Source organism: Dermacoccus sp. BD5 (assembly GCF_044878485.1).
Classification (GTDB): Bacteria; Actinomycetota; Actinomycetes; order Actinomycetales; family Dermatophilaceae; genus Dermacoccus; species Dermacoccus nishinomiyaensis.
In genome coordinates, this window is the sequence record NZ_JANJER010000001.1 from 79875 (window position 1) to 95619 (window position 15745).

General features: G+C 69.5%; 13 protein-coding genes and 1 pseudogene. 4 read left to right on the forward strand and 10 right to left on the reverse strand.

All coding sequences use genetic code 11. The features are described from left to right. The first annotated feature begins 212 nt into the window (after positions 1–212). Positions 213–1094 (forward strand): sucrase ferredoxin, encoded by an 882-nt coding sequence (locus tag NQ706_RS00340; protein ID WP_051805812.1) that lies wholly within the window; start codon positions 213–215, stop codon positions 1092–1094. A 27-nt stretch (positions 1095–1121) separates the two neighbouring features. Here NQ706_RS00340 and NQ706_RS00345 read toward each other — a convergent pair whose 3' ends face one another. Beyond that, on the reverse strand, positions 1122–2402 hold the full coding sequence (locus NQ706_RS00345) for an AI-2E family transporter (protein WP_051805810.1): 1281 nt from the start codon (positions 2400–2402) through the stop codon (positions 1122–1124). 98 nt (positions 2403–2500) lie between these two features. On the opposite strand from NQ706_RS00345, the pseudogene NQ706_RS00350 reads away from it, so the two are divergent. Next, positions 2501–3089, forward strand: a pseudogene (locus NQ706_RS00350) (HhH-GPD-type base excision DNA repair protein). A gap of 58 nt (positions 3090–3147) precedes the next feature. On the opposite strand, the gene NQ706_RS00355 reads toward NQ706_RS00350, so the two are convergent. From NQ706_RS00355 to NQ706_RS00370, 4 genes are all read right to left on the reverse strand, one after another. Beyond that, positions 3148–3546 (reverse strand): hypothetical protein, encoded by a 399-nt coding sequence (locus NQ706_RS00355; protein ID WP_139023656.1) that lies wholly within the window; start codon positions 3544–3546, stop codon positions 3148–3150. A 143-nt stretch (positions 3547–3689) separates the two neighbouring features. Then, the gene (locus tag NQ706_RS00360; RefSeq protein WP_038567829.1) at positions 3690–4349 is read right to left on the reverse strand and encodes a hypothetical protein; all 660 of its coding nucleotides are present in this window, start codon (positions 4347–4349) and stop codon (positions 3690–3692) included. Positions 4350–4562: 213 nt separating this feature from the next. Then, positions 4563–5843: an MFS transporter gene (locus tag NQ706_RS00365; RefSeq protein WP_038567828.1), complete on the reverse strand. Its 1281-nt coding sequence runs from the start codon at positions 5841–5843 to the stop codon at positions 4563–4565. Then, positions 5840–8011, reverse strand: coding sequence for a type IIA DNA topoisomerase subunit B (locus NQ706_RS00370; protein WP_051805806.1), 2172 nt, complete (start codon positions 8009–8011; stop codon positions 5840–5842). The genes NQ706_RS00365 and NQ706_RS00370 overlap by 4 nt, the downstream gene beginning before the upstream one ends. Before the next feature lie 282 nt (positions 8012–8293). Here NQ706_RS00370 and NQ706_RS00375 point away from each other — a divergent pair, with 282 nt between their 5' ends. Both NQ706_RS00375 and NQ706_RS00380 read left to right on the forward strand, forming a co-directional pair. Then, positions 8294–8491: a hypothetical protein gene (locus NQ706_RS00375; protein ID WP_038567826.1), complete on the forward strand. Its 198-nt coding sequence runs from the start codon at positions 8294–8296 to the stop codon at positions 8489–8491. A 211-nt stretch (positions 8492–8702) separates the two neighbouring features. Then, positions 8703–9203 carry a DUF456 domain-containing protein gene (locus NQ706_RS00380; RefSeq protein ID WP_235182023.1) on the forward strand — a complete coding sequence of 167 codons (501 nt, stop codon included), beginning with the start codon at positions 8703–8705 and terminating at the stop codon, positions 9201–9203. A gap of 71 nt (positions 9204–9274) precedes the next feature. On the opposite strand, the gene NQ706_RS00385 is transcribed toward NQ706_RS00380, so the two are convergent. The 5 genes from NQ706_RS00385 to NQ706_RS00405 form a co-directional block, all read right to left on the reverse strand. After that, complete coding sequence (locus tag NQ706_RS00385; RefSeq protein WP_038567824.1) at positions 9275–9733, reverse strand: DUF3040 domain-containing protein; 459 nt, start codon at positions 9731–9733, stop codon at positions 9275–9277. Positions 9734–9895: 162 nt separating this feature from the next. Then, a complete protein-coding gene (gene dinB, locus NQ706_RS00390; RefSeq protein ID WP_038567823.1) occupies positions 9896–11044 on the reverse strand; it encodes a DNA polymerase IV in 1149 nt (382 codons plus the stop codon). Next, a complete protein-coding gene (locus NQ706_RS00395; protein WP_038567821.1) occupies positions 11041–14787 on the reverse strand; it encodes a DNA polymerase III subunit alpha in 3747 nt (1248 codons plus the stop codon). The genes dinB and NQ706_RS00395 overlap by 4 nt, the downstream gene beginning before the upstream one ends. Positions 14788–14790: 3 nt before the next feature. Then, entirely contained in the window at positions 14791–15267 is a 477-nt protein-coding gene (locus NQ706_RS00400; RefSeq protein WP_051805802.1) for an SAV_6107 family HEPN domain-containing protein, read from the reverse strand. A 51-nt stretch (positions 15268–15318) separates the two neighbouring features. Then, positions 15319–15624 (reverse strand): DUF6504 family protein, encoded by a 306-nt coding sequence (locus NQ706_RS00405; RefSeq protein ID WP_051805800.1) that lies wholly within the window; start codon positions 15622–15624, stop codon positions 15319–15321. Between the last annotated feature and the right edge of the window lie 121 nt (positions 15625–15745).

Consider the following 15745-nt stretch of genomic DNA (forward strand, 5'->3'; position numbering starts at 1 on the left):
GGGCCTCTATGGCGGCCCCTGGTAGTTCGGATCGACAGCTGAGTCACTTGGTTGCCGCTGTGCCAGTCAGGACTGACACAACCACCACCACGTGACGCAGCTGCGGCGGCGCGCCGGGTGACGGCCAGGGTTCTGCTGAGCGCGTGTCATCTGAGGCGCTCGCATCAGAGCGCGAGACCCATCGTGCCTTGGCGCGCCTCTAGGCTGGGGGCATGATGACGTCACCCAGTTCGTGCTCGCTCGATTGGGAAGCGGCTGGCATGCCTGCGTGGGGGACGGCGAAGGTGGCGCGCGTCATCGTCGCCGTCGAGGTGCCGGGCGCGTGGGGACGCGATGCCGTCGGCGATTCCGGGCTGCCGCAACCTGCGGACGCAACGCTGTACCTCATCCGTCGTGTCGGGCGACATGCCGTGGCGGGTGAGACGGCCCGGGTGTTCGTCAGCGGTGGTTTCGGTGACGACCCGTGGCTCGTCGAAGCGGCCCTGCGACGCGAAGACGTGACAGGTCTGCTCACCGGCGATGTGGCAGATCGCGCGAGGTTGGCGTCTTTCGGTTTCGCCGCACGCCCCGAGCCTGTGCTGCTCGTGTGCACGAACGGCCGCCGCGATGCCTGCTGTGCCGTCCGTGCCCGGCCCGTCGCGGAGGCTGCGCATGCCGCCGCACCCGACAACGTGTGGGAGGTCTCGCACATCGGCGGACATCGGTTCGCGCCGACGGCAATCCATCTGCCGAGCGGCCAGACGTTTGGCCGGCTCACTGGTCAGGCGGCCGCTCAGCTCGCGACGACGACGATGACTTCGACGCTCGATCCTGCTGTGCAGCAGTCGTTCTCATCGACCACACACCGCGGGCGAATCGACCTGCCGCCCGTCGCTCAGGTGGCAGAGACGTGGTGGCGCGAGCGCCATCCGGGCCTGACGATGGCCCCCGTCAACGACATCGGGGTACCCGTAGCCGACCGCCAGGATGGGTGGCTCGTCTCCCTGCCCGACGGAACGACCCTGGCCGTCACGTCGGTCGTCGGTGAGCCGCTTCGCGACTCGTGCCTCAAGGACGCGAAACCGTCCGCGTCCTATGGCGCGCGGGTGAGCTGAGTTCTCCTCGATCACATGCTCAGGGCGTCATGCCTTCGTCGACCCGCCTGCCTCAGTGTTGACGGCACGGTCAGGCGCAGCATCGGCTGCTGAGTCGGCCTCCGCGGGTTCGACGAGTTCGACGGGGTCGCGCTGGCCCGGCGGGTCGTCATTCGTCGGAGAGTCGTCGTCGAGATCCTTCTTCGCGTCGCGTTGCGCGGCGTCGAGCGTCGAGCTCTTCACCTCGTAGCGCGTCTTGTAGAGGTCGAGGATGGCCATGGCCGTCGCGGCGGCGGGCACACCGAGCAAACCGCCGGCGAGGCCGAACATGTTCGCGCCTGCGAGGGCGGATGCGAACGAGACGGCCGGGTGGACGTCGACGGCGCGTGCGCTGATGTTCGGTTCGATCGTGACGTTCTCGATCTGCTGGTAGACGATCGCGAAGATGAGGACGAACAGGCCGTTGATCGGTTTGTCGCTCGTCGCGCCGACGAGGACGGGCAGGACGATCGAGATGTACGTGCCGATGTTGGGCACGAACTGCGCGATGATGCCCGTCCACAACCCGAGAGCCAGCCAGTACGGCATGCCGATCAGCATCATGAACGTGCAGTGGATCGTCGCCGAGATCGTCGCGAGGATGAAGCGCGCCGCGACGTACCCGCCGACCTTTGCGACGAACACCTCCCACACCGTCAGCACGACGCGTTGCTGACGCGGCGGGAACAGCCCTGCCACCCAGGTGCGCAGACGCGGCAGGCCGGCCGAGATGTAACAGGTGAAGAAGATGAGGACGAACAGGTTGAACGCCGTCGACACGACGCTCGTCACGAGCCCGAGGACGCCGCCGGCCAGCTGCGAACCGTAGTTCGCGACGTTGTCGGGCGTCAGGTTGACGCTCGAGAGCAGCTTGTTGATGTCGTAGTCGGTGTCGAACTTGCGGTTGACCCAGTCGACGCAATCGGTGACCAGGCCGGGCGCCGCACTGATGAGCGCCTGCACCTCGTCGACGAGGAGGCCCCCGAACGCGGCGAAGAACCCGACGACGGCGCACGCGAGCAGCAGGACGACGAGACCCGTCGCGAGCGCACGCGGCATGTGCTTCGCGAAGCGCGACACGGCCGGTTCGATGGCTGCGGCGAGGAAGAACGCCATGACGACGTTGAAGACGACCGAACCCGCCGACCCCGTCAGATAACCGAGGGCGGTGAGCAGGGCGAGGGCGCCGATGACGATCCAGGTGGCATGCCACACCGACTTGAGGTCCAGAGAGACCTTGAGGTGCTGCAGTTCGTCGTCACCGACATCGGCGCGCCTGAACAGTGTCATGTCGTCGTCGTTTCGCTCGCTGAGTGATCTGGCGTGATCCTCTCACGAGGTGGTGACATCGACATGTTCCTTGCGCCGAGCCGCCCGATGATTCCTGCATGCCCCGATTGCACATCGCCCAGAACGACCGTGCCGACGCAGTCATCTCGGAGCACCCGTTCGGGCTGCTCGTCGGGATGCTGCTCGAGCAGCAGATCGCGATGGAGGCGGTGTTCTGCGGCCCCGCCAAGATCTACGACCGGTTCGGCACGCTCGATCCGACGAAGATCGCCGCGATCGAACCGGGTGAGTTCGTCGAGAAGTGCACGACGCCTCCCGCTCTTCACCGTTACGGCCGCTCGATGGCAGAGCGCGTGCAGAAGCTCGCCGCCGCCGTGCGCGACGACTACGACGGCGACACCCGCGCCATCTGGGCAACGGACGACGCCGCCGAACTGCTGAGGCGACTCTAGGCGCTGCCCGGATTCGGCGACCAGAAAGCGTGCATCTTCGCGGCCCTGCTCGGCAAACAACTCGACGTCCGCCCCGACGGCTGGCGCAAGAGCGTCGGCCCCCTTCGCCGAGGACGGCTCGTTCCGCTCGGTGGCCGACGTCGTCGACGCCGACTCACTGCAGAAGGTTCGCGAGACGAAACGTGAGATGAAACGTGAGATGAAGGCGGCGAAGAAGGCCGCAGCCCGATCGTGACGGCGGCGTCAGCGGCACCTCGCCGACGTTGAGCGAGGGACGCCGCGCTGCCAGGGGCTCAGGTGCGCAACCACGCCACGAGACCCGCGCAGCCGCACGCCCACAGGACGCTGACGAACGTGCCGATGATGAACCGCTCGGCGACGGCCGACTTCTCGCCACTGCGCAGCTCCGGATAACGCCCGAGCCCCTTGACGGCGAGAACGATCGCGATCGCCTCCGGCCACGACGCGACGAGCCCCGCGAAGATCGCCAACCGCTCGAGCGCGCCGATCCACGCGCCGCCGCGCAGGATCGTGGCGGCCTGTGCGACCCCGTCCGAGGACTCCGGCAGGCTCTCCCCCACCTCGGACGCCCGCCGATCGACGCTGCGGAACACGAGCGTCGTCACGACACCACCACCCGCGAGCGCCAGTGACCCGAACAGCGCGACGACGAGAACATCCCTGACATCCATGACCCGACGGTAGACGCCGCCACCGACAGTGGTGAGGACACAGGCCGGGACGATCCGTTCCGTCAGGCGCAACACCGAGCCGGGTGAGGGCCGGGCTGGTGATCCGAGCGCGCCCAAAGCCGTCATGCCGCGGGCGCACACGATCAGAGCATGTCGACTCTCGAGCGGCGCCGCCCCTCAGCAGGGCGAGCGCGCGCAGCGTCCATGAGGCGCGCGGCGAGGCGCATGCCGGCGTCGCTCTCCTCGACGGCTGCGGCCCGCGCGCGTTGGCTGACGGCCGAGGGGGTGATGTCGAGTGCGGCGGCGACCTCGCGCCCCGTCAGCCCCTGCCCCAACAACTCGGCAACAGCCCACCCGGCAGGTGTGCGGCGATGCCAGAGCAGGTGCAGCAGCGCCAGCGCCGCGTCGAGGTCGGCCCCTGCCTCGGGCGCCGAAGGAGCCCGAACGGCCACGCGCGCCGGCACGAGCCGGGATGTCTCGACCGCCTCACGCGCCGCGATGAACGCCTCACCCGAGGCGGCACGCACATCGTCGGGTACGGGCGTCACGACCGCGCCGATGCCGACCCCCACCCGCCAGCACCCGAGGCGCGCCAGCCGTTCGAGCGCCTCGACCGTATCGCTCGAACGCGTGAACAGGGCCTGGATCTCATCCCCCGCCGTCCGCGCGAAGCCGCGCGCAGACCCCCCGCTCGACGGGAGAGCGCGCAGCGCTCGCAGGGCGGAGGGCACGGCGTCGCCGCCAGAGCGGCTGTCGACCTGATCCGCCGTCAGCACCACGAGAGAGGATCGGAGTGAAGGCATGGACCTAAACTAGCGGAAGTTAAGGGGAAAAACTTCATTCGTAGGACCGTCCAGATCGGCCATCCGCCGACGCTCAGCCTGACCACACACGGCGCCAAACGACAGGGACGGCCCCACTCGCCCGGCCAGCCGTCATCGCGGACACCCCTGCCCGAGACCGACGAAGCCACATCACGGTTGCCGCACCCGGTTCGGCCCGGCGCGCCCCACGACTCAGGCAGCGAGTCGATACCGCCGGAAGGACGGGACGAGCAGGCCCACGAGCATGACACCGAAGACGACGCACACGCCGCCGAGCCACGCCGTCGTCGCCGCTCCGATCGCGGTCGCGCCGGCGCCGTGGATGACGTCCGCGATGCGTGGGCCGCCGGCGACGACGACGAGGAACACGCCCTGCAGCCGCCCGCGCACCTCGTCGCTCGCGGCCGTCTGAAGCATCGACGTGCGGAAGGCCGCGGAGACCATGTCGGCCGCACCTGCGATGACGAGGGCGATGAACGCGAGCCAGAACACGACGTCGACGCGCCCGTTCGCGAGCGCTACCGCCGCACCGAACCCGATGATGGCGAGGCCCCACACGAGCACCGCGGCCAGCACGGCGACGCCGTGTCGTCGCACGCGCGACACCCACCCGGAGAACACGCCGCCGAGCACGGCGCCGACGGGGATCGCCGCGAACAGCCACGCGAACGCGAAACCACCCCCGAGCGGACCGCCGAACGACTCGTGCGCGATCTGGGGAAACTCCGAGCGCGGCATGCCGAACACCATCGCGATGAGGTCGACGACGAAGCTCGCGAGCAGGACGGGGTGACGCGTCAGGTAGCGCAACCCGTCGAGAACCGACGAAAAACCGGCCTTGACGACCTCACCGATCGGCGGCAGCGCGGGCATGCGGAACACGGCCCACAGCGTCGAGAGCAGGCAGATCGTGTCGATCGCGTACATCCACGAGAAACCGAGCACGGGGATGAGCGCGCCGGCGAGCAGCGGGCCGGCAATGCCACCGGCCATCGCGACCGTCATGAGCAGCGAGTTCGCGGCGGGCAGTAACTCGGGTTCGAGCAGGCGCGGCAGCGACGACTGCAACGCCGGTTGATGCAGCGCGAACAACGCCTGCTGTGCTGCGAACAGATACAGCAGCACCCAGACGTTGACGCCGCCCGCTGCCGCCTGCGCCCAGAACAGCGCGCTCGCGACGACCAAGCCGCCCGAGGTGAACAGCAGGATCCGTCGACGATCGTGCGCGTCGGCGAGCGATCCGCCGTACAGGCCGAACACGATGAGCGGCACCAGGCCGAACAACCCCGTCAGCCCGACGTAACTCGAATCGCGCGTCTGCGCGTAGATCTGCGCGGGCACGGACACGATCGTCAGCTGGGCGCCGACGACGGTGACGATGTCGGCGATCCACAACCGCCGGAAGGCGGGGTTGCGCAACGGCCGCGTATCGGCGAGAACCGAGCGAAACCGTTGCAGCCGAGTCGAACTCATGCGTCGATGCGCTCGGTGTCGAGATCGTTGGCGCTGGAGATGATGAAATCCTTGCGCGGCGCGACCTCGCTGCCCATGAGCAGGTCGAACACCTGCTCGGCCATCTCGGCGTCCTTGAGCGTGACACGACGCAGCGTGCGGTGGCGCGGGTCCATCGTCGTCTCCGCGAGCTGGTCGGCGTCCATCTCACCGAGGCCCTTGTAGCGCTGCGGCTGCTTGAACGTGCGGCCCTTCTTCTCCCACGCCGCGACGGTGGCTCGCATCTCGTCCTCGGAATAGGTGTAGATGACCTCACCCTTCGCGCGGCCCTGCGCGCTCACCTCGAGACGGTGCAGCGGCGGCATCGCTGCGTACACGCGCCCCGCCGCGACGAGCGGACGCATGTAGCGGAAGAACAACGTCAGCAGCAGCGTGCGGATGTGGGCGCCGTCGACGTCGGCGTCCGTCATGAGGATGATCTTGCCGTAGCGCACCATGTCGAGGTCGAAACTGCGCCCCGAACCCCCTCCGACGACCTGGATGATCGAGGCGCACTCCGCGTTCTTCAGCATGTCGCCGACGGACGCCTTCTGCACGTTGAGGATCTTGCCGCGGATCGGCAGCAGCGCCTGGTACTCCGAGTTGCGCGCCGCCATGCCCGTACCGAGCGCCGAGTCGCCCTCGACGATGAACAGCTCGCTGCGCTCACCGTCGGTCGAGCGGCAGTCCTTCAGCTTGCCCGGCAGGCTCGAGGATTCGAGCGCCGTCTTGCGACGCTGCGTCTCCTTGTGGGCGCGCGCGCTGATGCGCGACTTCATCTCGGCGACGACCTTCTCCAGCAGTAGCGCGGCCTGCGCCTTGTCGTCACGCTTCGTCGACGTCAGGTGCGCGCTCAGCTCCTTCTCGACGACCTTGCTGACGATGGCACGCACGGCCGCGGTGCCGAGCACCTCCTTCGTCTGGCCCTCGAACTGCGGCTCCGCGAGGCGGACGGTGACGACGGCCGTCAGGCCCGCGAGGACGTCGTCCTTCTCGACCTTGTCATTGCCGACCTTGAGCTTGCGCGCGTTGACCTCGAGCTGCTTCTTGAACACCTTCATGAGCGCCTGCTCGAAACCGGTGTTGTGCGTGCCACCCTTCGGCGTCGCGATGATGTTGACGAAGCTGCGCACCTTCGTCTCGTACCCGGTGCCCCAACGCAGCGCGATGTCGACGCCGCACTCGCGCGTCACGTCCTGGCTCGTCATGTGGCCGCTCGATTCGTCGAGCACCGGCACCGTCTCGGTGAACGACCCGCTGCCCTGCAGGCGCCAGATGCCGGTGACGGCCGTGTCAGGCGCGAGGTACTCGCAGAACTCGCTGATGCCGCCGTCGTGGAGGAAGGTCTCCTCGTGCGGACCGTTCTCCCCCGGCGTACCGGCGAGGCCCCGCTCGTCACGAATGATGATGGTGAGGCCCGGCACGAGGAAACTCGTCTGACGAGCGCGCGCGATGAGCTGGTCGTAGTCGAACTGCGCGGTCTTGAGGAAGATCGTCGTGTCGGCCCAATAGCGCACGCGCGAACCGGTGACGCCGCGCCTGGCCTTGCCGACAACCTCGAGCTGGCTGCCGGACTCGAACGGCGTGAACGGGTTCGTCGGGCTCTTCGCGAGCGGATCGGAGGAGTCGCCGTCGGCGAACGTGCCGGGCTCGCCGCGGCGGAAACTCATGCCGTACGTCTTGCTCGCACGGTCGACCTCGACGTCGAGACGCGAACTGAGCGCGTTGACGACGGATGCACCGACGCCGTGCAGACCACCGGAGGCCGTGTAGGACCCGCCACCGAACTTGCCGCCCGCGTGCAGTTTCGTGAAGACGACCTCGACACCCGACAGGCCCGTGCGCGGCTCGACGTCGACGGGAATGCCGCGGCCGTTGTCGCGCACCTCGACGGAGCCGTCGGGCAGGAGAATGACCTCGATGCGGTCGCAGTACCCGCCGAGCGCCTCGTCGACGGCGTTGTCGATGATCTCCCAGAGGCAGTGCATGAGGCCGCGACCGTCGGTCGAGCCGATGTACATGCCGGGACGCTTGCGGACGGCCTCGAGCCCCTCGAGCACCTGGAGGTGGCGGGCGGTGTAGTTCTCTTGGTTCTCGCTGGGCGACACCTGGGGAATCTCCTTGACCTTCGTCACGCGCACACTCGGCATGTGCCTCGCTACGCTATCGGACGAACCCTGTCGTTCCGCGTCGCCACGCGCAAGGCGCCCCTCGTGGGCGCTCCGGCATGTGGTGTGCATGGTGGTGTGCGGCCGCGGGTGCACGCGGGTCGAGGCAATCGCTCGGGCGCGCGAGGACGCCCGCAGATCGAAACCGGCTTCGCGGGAATGCCTCCACGTGGAAGACTGTTATGCATTGTCGAGAACCACATTCGTGTGGGTTCACGAATACGCGTGCGACGGCCCCCGCGCCGTCCGACGAGGAGGATGGATATGACCGCAACGATGGAACAGACGATGACCGCCGCCGACCGCTGCGACCGCTGTGGCGCCCAGGCGTTCATCAAGGCCGTCATGTCCGAAGGTCTCGAACTGCGCTTCTGCGGCCACCACGGCCGTGAGCACCTCGACAAGCTGCGGGAGGTCGCCGTCGAGGTCGTCGACGAAACCCCCCGCCTCAGCGAGGTCTGAGCATCTCGCCCCTTCGGCACAGCGAACCGTTCGGCCCCGCGTCCTCGATCATCGAGGCGCGGGGCCGAACGCATGCCGGGGGCACTGTCGGACGCACCCGGGCATGAGGCCTCGCGCGATGGGTGTCGCGCGATCGGTGCCGTGCGACTGGCGTCGCGCGACGGCGGTGATCTCGGGCGCAGCGATGCGCTGATGGGCCATGATGAACACCATGGTGGTCTCCACAGAAACCTTGACGACGCTCGGTGCGGCCCTGCTCGTCGCGGTCGGCATCGCCGGCCTCATCGTGCCCGTCCTACCGGGCCTCGCGTGCGTCGTGCTCGGCGTGCTCGTCTGGGCCATCGGCCAGTCGAGCACGGCGGCATGGGTGGTGTTCGCTGTCGCGTGCGTCCTCGCTGTCGCAGGCTATGTCGTGCAGGTTCTCGTGCCGGGGCGTCAGCTCTCGCGGGGTGGGGTTGCGCGGCGCAGCAACATCGTCGGTCTCGTGTGCGCGGTGGTCGGCGTCTTCGTCGTCCCCGTGATCGGGCTGCTGCTGGGCTTCGTCATCGGCGTGTTCTTGGCGGAGAGCGCACGACTGCGTGATCGCACGCAGGCGTGGGCAGCGACCCGCGTCGCCATCCGGGCAGCACTGACGTCGGTGGGCATCGAACTGGCCGCAGCCGTGACGATCGCCGTCGGCTGGGCCATCGCAGCGTTCGTGCTGGCGCGGTGAGCGCGGGGCGCGCTGAGCGTCATCGCTGCAGGCGAGCAGCGGGCGCTCACCTCAGCGACGCCGCTGCCGATTCACCATCCCTGGTTCTCGTAGCGGCGACGCTCCCAGCGCTGCTCCATCCGCTGCATGAAGTCACCCTGCCGACGGGGAGCCGACGAGCGCGGCCGAGCGGTGCGCGCCGGACGCGCCATCCGTGACGCGGGGTGCGCGCCGGTCTGGGCCGTGATGCCCTCGAACGAGTTCGGGTCGACGACGTACAGGGCGGGCCGTGACGGCGTCTGCACGGACAGCAGAGCACCGGCGGCGATGACGAGCATGCCGACCAGACCCATCCACATGTGCGAGGAGTACGTGCCGGCCGCGGTGAGGCCGAGACCCCCGAGGCACACCGCGCCGGCGAAGAGGGCGCGCCTACGTCGACGGCGGCGCTCCGGGTCGGCCTGCATCGCCGAGGCGAACTTGGGATCCTCGGCGGAAAGCTGCGCCTCGAGCTGCTCCAACGTGCGCAACTCATGCTCGGACAACGGCATGGTGGCCCTCCATCCCTTCGTCACCCCACATGATGCACAGCTCGTGCGGCGGGTGACACATAACGTCAGTTGTAGCACTGCAGCGCGGTGCACGACGGGGAAAGTGCATCACACCCTGACCTTTCACGCCAGAGCCTGCCGCCATGGGCCGCCCGTGCCCGCTCATCCGACGAGGCTCGCCGGGCGCACGATGCCTGCCCCGAAGCGCGCGCTCGCCCGATCGATCGCCCGATCCGCCTCCCGCCATCCGTTCTCCCGCTCCCCGAGCCGGATCTGCCGCGACGTCTGACGCACGTCCTTCAACCCCTGCACCCGCACCCCGACGAGCCGCACCCGCGCGCGCTGCAGGGCGAGCGCGTCGAACAATTGCGCTGCGACGTCGTAGATCTCGCGGCTGACGTCGGTGTGCTCGGGCAGCGTGCGCGAGCGCGTGATCGTCGTGAAGTCCGAGAACCTCACCTTGAGTACGACCGTCCGACCCGCGACCTGCGCCGCCCGCATCCGCGCCGCCACCCGATCACTCAGCTTGAGCAGCTCGCGCTTGATCTCGACGGCGTCGTCGAGGTCGGCGGGAAACGTCTCGTCCGAACCGATGCTGCGCTCGGGTTCGTGCGGGACGACGCGGCGCTCGTCATGCCCCCAGGCGAGGCGGTGCAGGGTGACGCCCGCGCTCTGCCCGAGGGCGCGCACGAGCGTGCGTTCGGGCAGGTGTGCGACATCGCCGACGGTGCGCAGCCCGAGGCGATGCAGTTTCTCCTTCGTCGTCTCACCCACGCCCCACAGCGCCTCGACGGGCAGCGGGTGGAGGAAGTCGAGGGTCTCGTGGCGCTCGACGAGGAGCAGCCCGTCAGGTTTCGCGCGCGTCGAGGCCAGCTTGGCGACGAACTTGACCGGCGCGATGCCGACCGAGCACGTGATCATCTGCTCGTCCGCGACGGCGTCACGCAGTTGGTGCCCGAGCGCAACCGCCTGACGCGGTGTCGGTGCCACCCCGCTCACGTCGAGGAACGCCTCGTCGAGTGAGATGGGTTCGACGAGCGGCGTCACCTGAGCGAACAGGTGCATGACGGCTCCCGAGATGCGCGAGTACAGCTCGGCGTCGGGTGGCAGCACCACCGCCTGCGGGCACAGCCTGCGCGCGCGCCCCATGGGCATGCCGGAGTTCACCCCGAACCGTCGCGCCTCGTACGTGGCGGACAGCACCACCCCGCGACCCGCACCCCCGACGATGACGGGGGTGCCCACGAGTTCGGGGCGCTCGATGAGCGACGCCGAGGCGTAAAAGGCGTCCATGTCGACGTGCAGGATCATCGTTTCCATCCTCCTGAGCTTCCCGGGCTCGCGTGCCACAGGTGTGACGGAGCCTCACCCTCGCCGGGCAGTTCGGCGCGCGAGGCACGAAGCGCCTCCCCCGCCGGTTTGATGTCGGTGTACGGCGACTGCGCGAACCCCGACGCGTGCACGAGCTGACGCCGCCCGCGCGCGGCCCCGACCGAGCGCTCCGCCCCGCGCCGCTCGCTCTCCTCGACGAGACGGTGGACCCCGGCCTCGCCGTCGTGCTCCCACGCCTTCCACGCCTGCGCCAGATCCCACGCTCCCGTCGCGCGGATCGAGACCCCACGCGGGCCGGTGCGGCGCACGACGCCCCGCACGAGGAGCATCCACGCGTGGAAGACCGTGTCGGCGTAGGGGCCCTGGACGTCCTCGAAGAACGTCGCGTCGGCCGGGCCCGTACCGTCGTCGACGGTGAGGAAGATGACGCGTCGCCCCGAACGCACCGGCGGTGTCTGCGTGGCGACCTTGATGCCGGCGCACCACACCGTCTCGCCGCCGTGCAGCGACGCGAGGTCACAGGCCCGGCTGACGCCCAACGCCCGCACGAGAGGCGCGTAGAACTGCATGACGTGCCCGCTGACGTCCAACCCGAGGATGTCGAGCTCGGCCCGCACCTTCTCGGCCGGGGTGAACTCGGGCAGGCCACTGCTCACCGCCTCACCGTCGTCGAGCATGTCGAAGGCCAGCTGCGAGCCGTGCGTCTCGTACCGCTCGTGCGGCCGTCGCCCCTGCGCCTGACGACGCGCCGCCTCGACGCTGTCGAAAGCCATCACCGTTCCTACGTCCCCGTCCGCGTTCACAGACGCGCCCACGCCCGGGGCCGAACTGATCATGCGACGGCGAGCGCCACGCGTCAGACGCGCCGAGGCGTGCCGATCCAACCGTTCGAGGTCGTCGAGCTCGAGCAGCAGATCTCGCCGCGTCGGTGCGCCGCATACGCCGGGTCGTCCGGTGCCGTGCAGTGCGTCGAAGGCGCCGACGAGCAGCAACCGCTCGACGACGGGCCGGTTCAGACCCGCCCGGCGCCACACGTCCGTCAGGCTCGTGTAGGGCTGGCCCTCCACGAGTGACGTCATCTCGCGCTCGCTCATACCCTTGACGTCGAGGAAACCGATGCGCAACCCGAGATGGTCGTCCTCGCTGCCCTCGCCCGGCACGCGCTCGATGCGGTACTCGCGGCGCGAGGCGTTGATGTCGACGCCCAGCACGGGCACGCCGAACGTCCGCACGTCGGCGAGGATGAGTCGCTTGGGGTACATCCCCGGGTCGTGGGTGAGAACGCCTGCGACGAACGCGGCGAGGTGATGGGTCTTCAACCACGCCGACTGGTAGGTGGGGACGGCGAACGCGGCGGCGTGCGCCTTGCAGAAACCGAACGAGGCGAACGCGGCGAGTACCTCCCAGATGCGGTCGCGTTCCGCACTCGTGTAGCCGCGGTGCTGCGCGGCCTCGCGCCACCACAGTTCGATCTTCTCCTGCCCGGCGCTCGAGCCCATCGCCCGTCGCACCTCGTCGGCCTGCGCCAACGTGATGCCGGTCGTCTGCGCGAAGATGCGCAGCACCTGTTCGTGGAAGACGACGACACCCATCGTCTCCTCCAGCGCCGGGCGCAGACTCTCGTGCAGGTACTCGGGCGGCGCCCACCCCTGCCGCGCGCGCAGGAACGGAGTGATCATGTCGCTCTTGACCGGCCCGGGGCGGAACAGCGAGATGTCGATGATGAGGTCTTCGAAGCGCTGCGGCCCGAACTTGCCGATGAGTTCCCGCTGCCCGGGCGACTCGATCTGGAAGCACCCCAGGGTGCGCGTCGTGCGGATGAGTTCGAAGGTGGCCTCGTCGTCGAACGGCACGCACTCGGGGTCGTCGAGGTCGACGACGGCACCCTCGACGCGTTCGATCTCGGCGACGGCGTGGGCCATGGCCGACTGCATGCGGATGCCGAGCACGTCGAGCTTGAGCAGCCCCAGCGTCTCGACGTCGTCCTTGTCGAACTGACTCATCGGGAAACCGAGCCAGCTCGCCTCCATCGGCGTGCGCTGCGCCAGCCCGGCGTTCGACAGGATCACCCCGCACGGATGCAGCGCGATGTGCCGCGGCAGCCCGTCGAGGCGCTCGACGAGGTCGAACAGCCGGTCGAGCTCCGGTTCGGCGAGCCCGCGCGCCCGCAGCTCGGGCAGCTCCTCGATCGCGTGCCGCACGTCACGGGCCGCGACGTGCGGGAAGGCCTTCGCGATGACGTCGACGTCGGCCGGCACCATCCCGAGCGCGGCACCGGCGTCACGGATGGCGTGGCGCACCCGGTAGGTCTCCATCATCGACACGCACGTCACCCGCTCCCCGCCGAAGCGCTCCATGATGCGTTCGTAGATCTCGGTGCGGCGCGCCGACTCGACGTCGATGTCGATGTCGGGCAGCGACGCGCGGGCCCTCGTGCAGAACCGCTCCATGAGCAGTCGGTGCTCGATGGGGTCGACCCCGCTGATGCCGAGCAGGTAGGTGATGAGGCTGCCCGCGCCCGACCCGCGGGCCGCGACGCGCCCGCCCATGTCGCGGATGAGGTCGCAGACCTGCGCGACGGTGAGGAAGTACGTCGGATACCCGAGGTGACGCACCACGTCGAGCTCCTCCTCGAGCCGCTCCAGCACCTCGCGCCGTTTCGCCTCCGACGCGTGCGGGTAGCGTCCGTTCACCGCGGCGTGACAGCGCTCGGTGAGCACCCGCTGCGGGTCGGTGCCCGTCAGGCCCAGCACCTCGACCTCGGGCAGGTGCACCGCCCCGATGCCGATGTCGCGGAACGGGTGCTGGACGCACGCCTGCGCCAGCCGGTCGCTCGCCCCGACGAGCTCGAGCGCGGCGCCGAGATCACCCAGCCCTTCAGCGAGCGCCTCGGCCTGCGTCAGCATCTGCGCCTCAGGGCGCAGATGGCCCTGAACGCTCGTGCGATCCAGGTGACGCAGGTCGAGCGCCACCCCACGACGCGCCGCGTCGAGGAGGTCGGCAGTGATCGCCTCGTCGACCTCACCATGGCGCACCCAGCCGCTCAGCACGGCGGGCACGCCGCACCGACTGGCGAGGCGCCACAGGTTCGTCGCGTGACGCCGACTGGCCATCACCTCGGGCGGGCCGTCGTGGCAGGCCACCTCGAGGGCGAGCGCGCCGTGCGGGAGAGCGGTTCGCCAGCGACGCACCAGGGCCTCGGCCTCGGCGTGACGACCGCGCAGGAGTGCCTGCCCGACGTCCGAATCCGGGCCGAGGAGCACCGTGAGTGCCGGCTGATTCGGTTCGCTCTCGTGCGTGACGTGCGCGGCCACCCGGTCGAGACTCGTGGCGGGCGCGCCGCGCTCACCGCTCAGATGAGCGTCGGTGACGAGACGGCACAGCTGGGCCCACCCCAGCCCCGGCGCGAGCCCCGACGCCGCACCGCGGGCGAGGACGGTGACGCGCGGGCTCCGCTCGTCCCGCGCCGGGCCACCCTTGGCGGGGGTACGCGCCCGCAGCACGCGCTCGGGCGCCAGCGCGAGGTCGACGCCGAGGATCGGCTCGAGGCCTGCGGCGGTGCACGCCTCGACGAACTTGACGCTGCCGTACAGACCGTCGCGGTCGGTGAGCGCGAGGCGTCCGTACCCGAGCTCGGCGGCGCGGGCGACGAGTGTCGCGGGTGGGGTCGTGCCGTACTGCAGCGAGTACGACGAGGCGACCCGAAGGTGCGTGAACTGCATGGCTCACCTCACCTGGACCGGGGTCATGCGCGAACCGACCGGCGCGAGCGGCGGGAGACCGGCGTGCTCGAGGACGATCTGCAGGAACGTCTCGGCCTGCCGCACGAGATCGTCGGCCTCTCGTGCGGCGGGCACGAGGATGCCTGCGCTCACGGCGCGGCTGCGGCGCCCGCTCTCGGTGAAGAACGCCGCCCATTCACCCAGCTCGGGCGCGTGCTGGGCGAGCGTCACCCACGCACTGCGCGGCTTGGAGCTGAGGCTGCGCGGCGCCTTCCACGCGAGCAACCCAGCAGCGGCGCGCAGCGCTGCGAGATGCGCCGCGACGTAGCGCTGCGAACTCGTCGAGACGGTGCAGGCCTCGACGAGGGTGTCGTGGGAACGCGCGACGAGGTCGAGCAGATCGGTGGAGCAGACGGCGGGGACGTCGTTCGTCGAGGTGGCCGACGTCGACGTGGTCGGGGCTGTGGTCAGGGTCGCCATGGGGCACTTCCTTCGTCGATGGGGCGGGAACGGGCGGTTCAGTCGATGAGCTCAGTCGGTGAGGGCGCGCAGCGACCAGCGCTCACCGTCGTGCACGAGGTGGAAGACCCCGCTCGAGGCGCGGCGCCCGGCCGTAGCCTCGACACGCCAGGTGCGTTGCTCGAGCCGGCGCTGGACGTCAGGGGCGCCCTGCTCGTCAGGTGTCGTGGGACGGGCCGGATCACGCCACCACGGCACCCGTTCACGCCAGGTGTCGAGCACCTGCGTCACCCGATAGCGACGCCCGCGCCACTCGAAGACCACGGGCCTGCCGCACGCGTCGACCCCCATGGCGACGACGTCGTCGTACTCGCGCATCACACGACCTCCTCATCGGTGGGGGGCAGAGCCCTCCCCACGAAAAATCGAACTTCTGTTCGATGAGAAGAATGTACGACCGACGTCTGACAACCCCGTCAGGTCGCGGTTCCCACGCCGC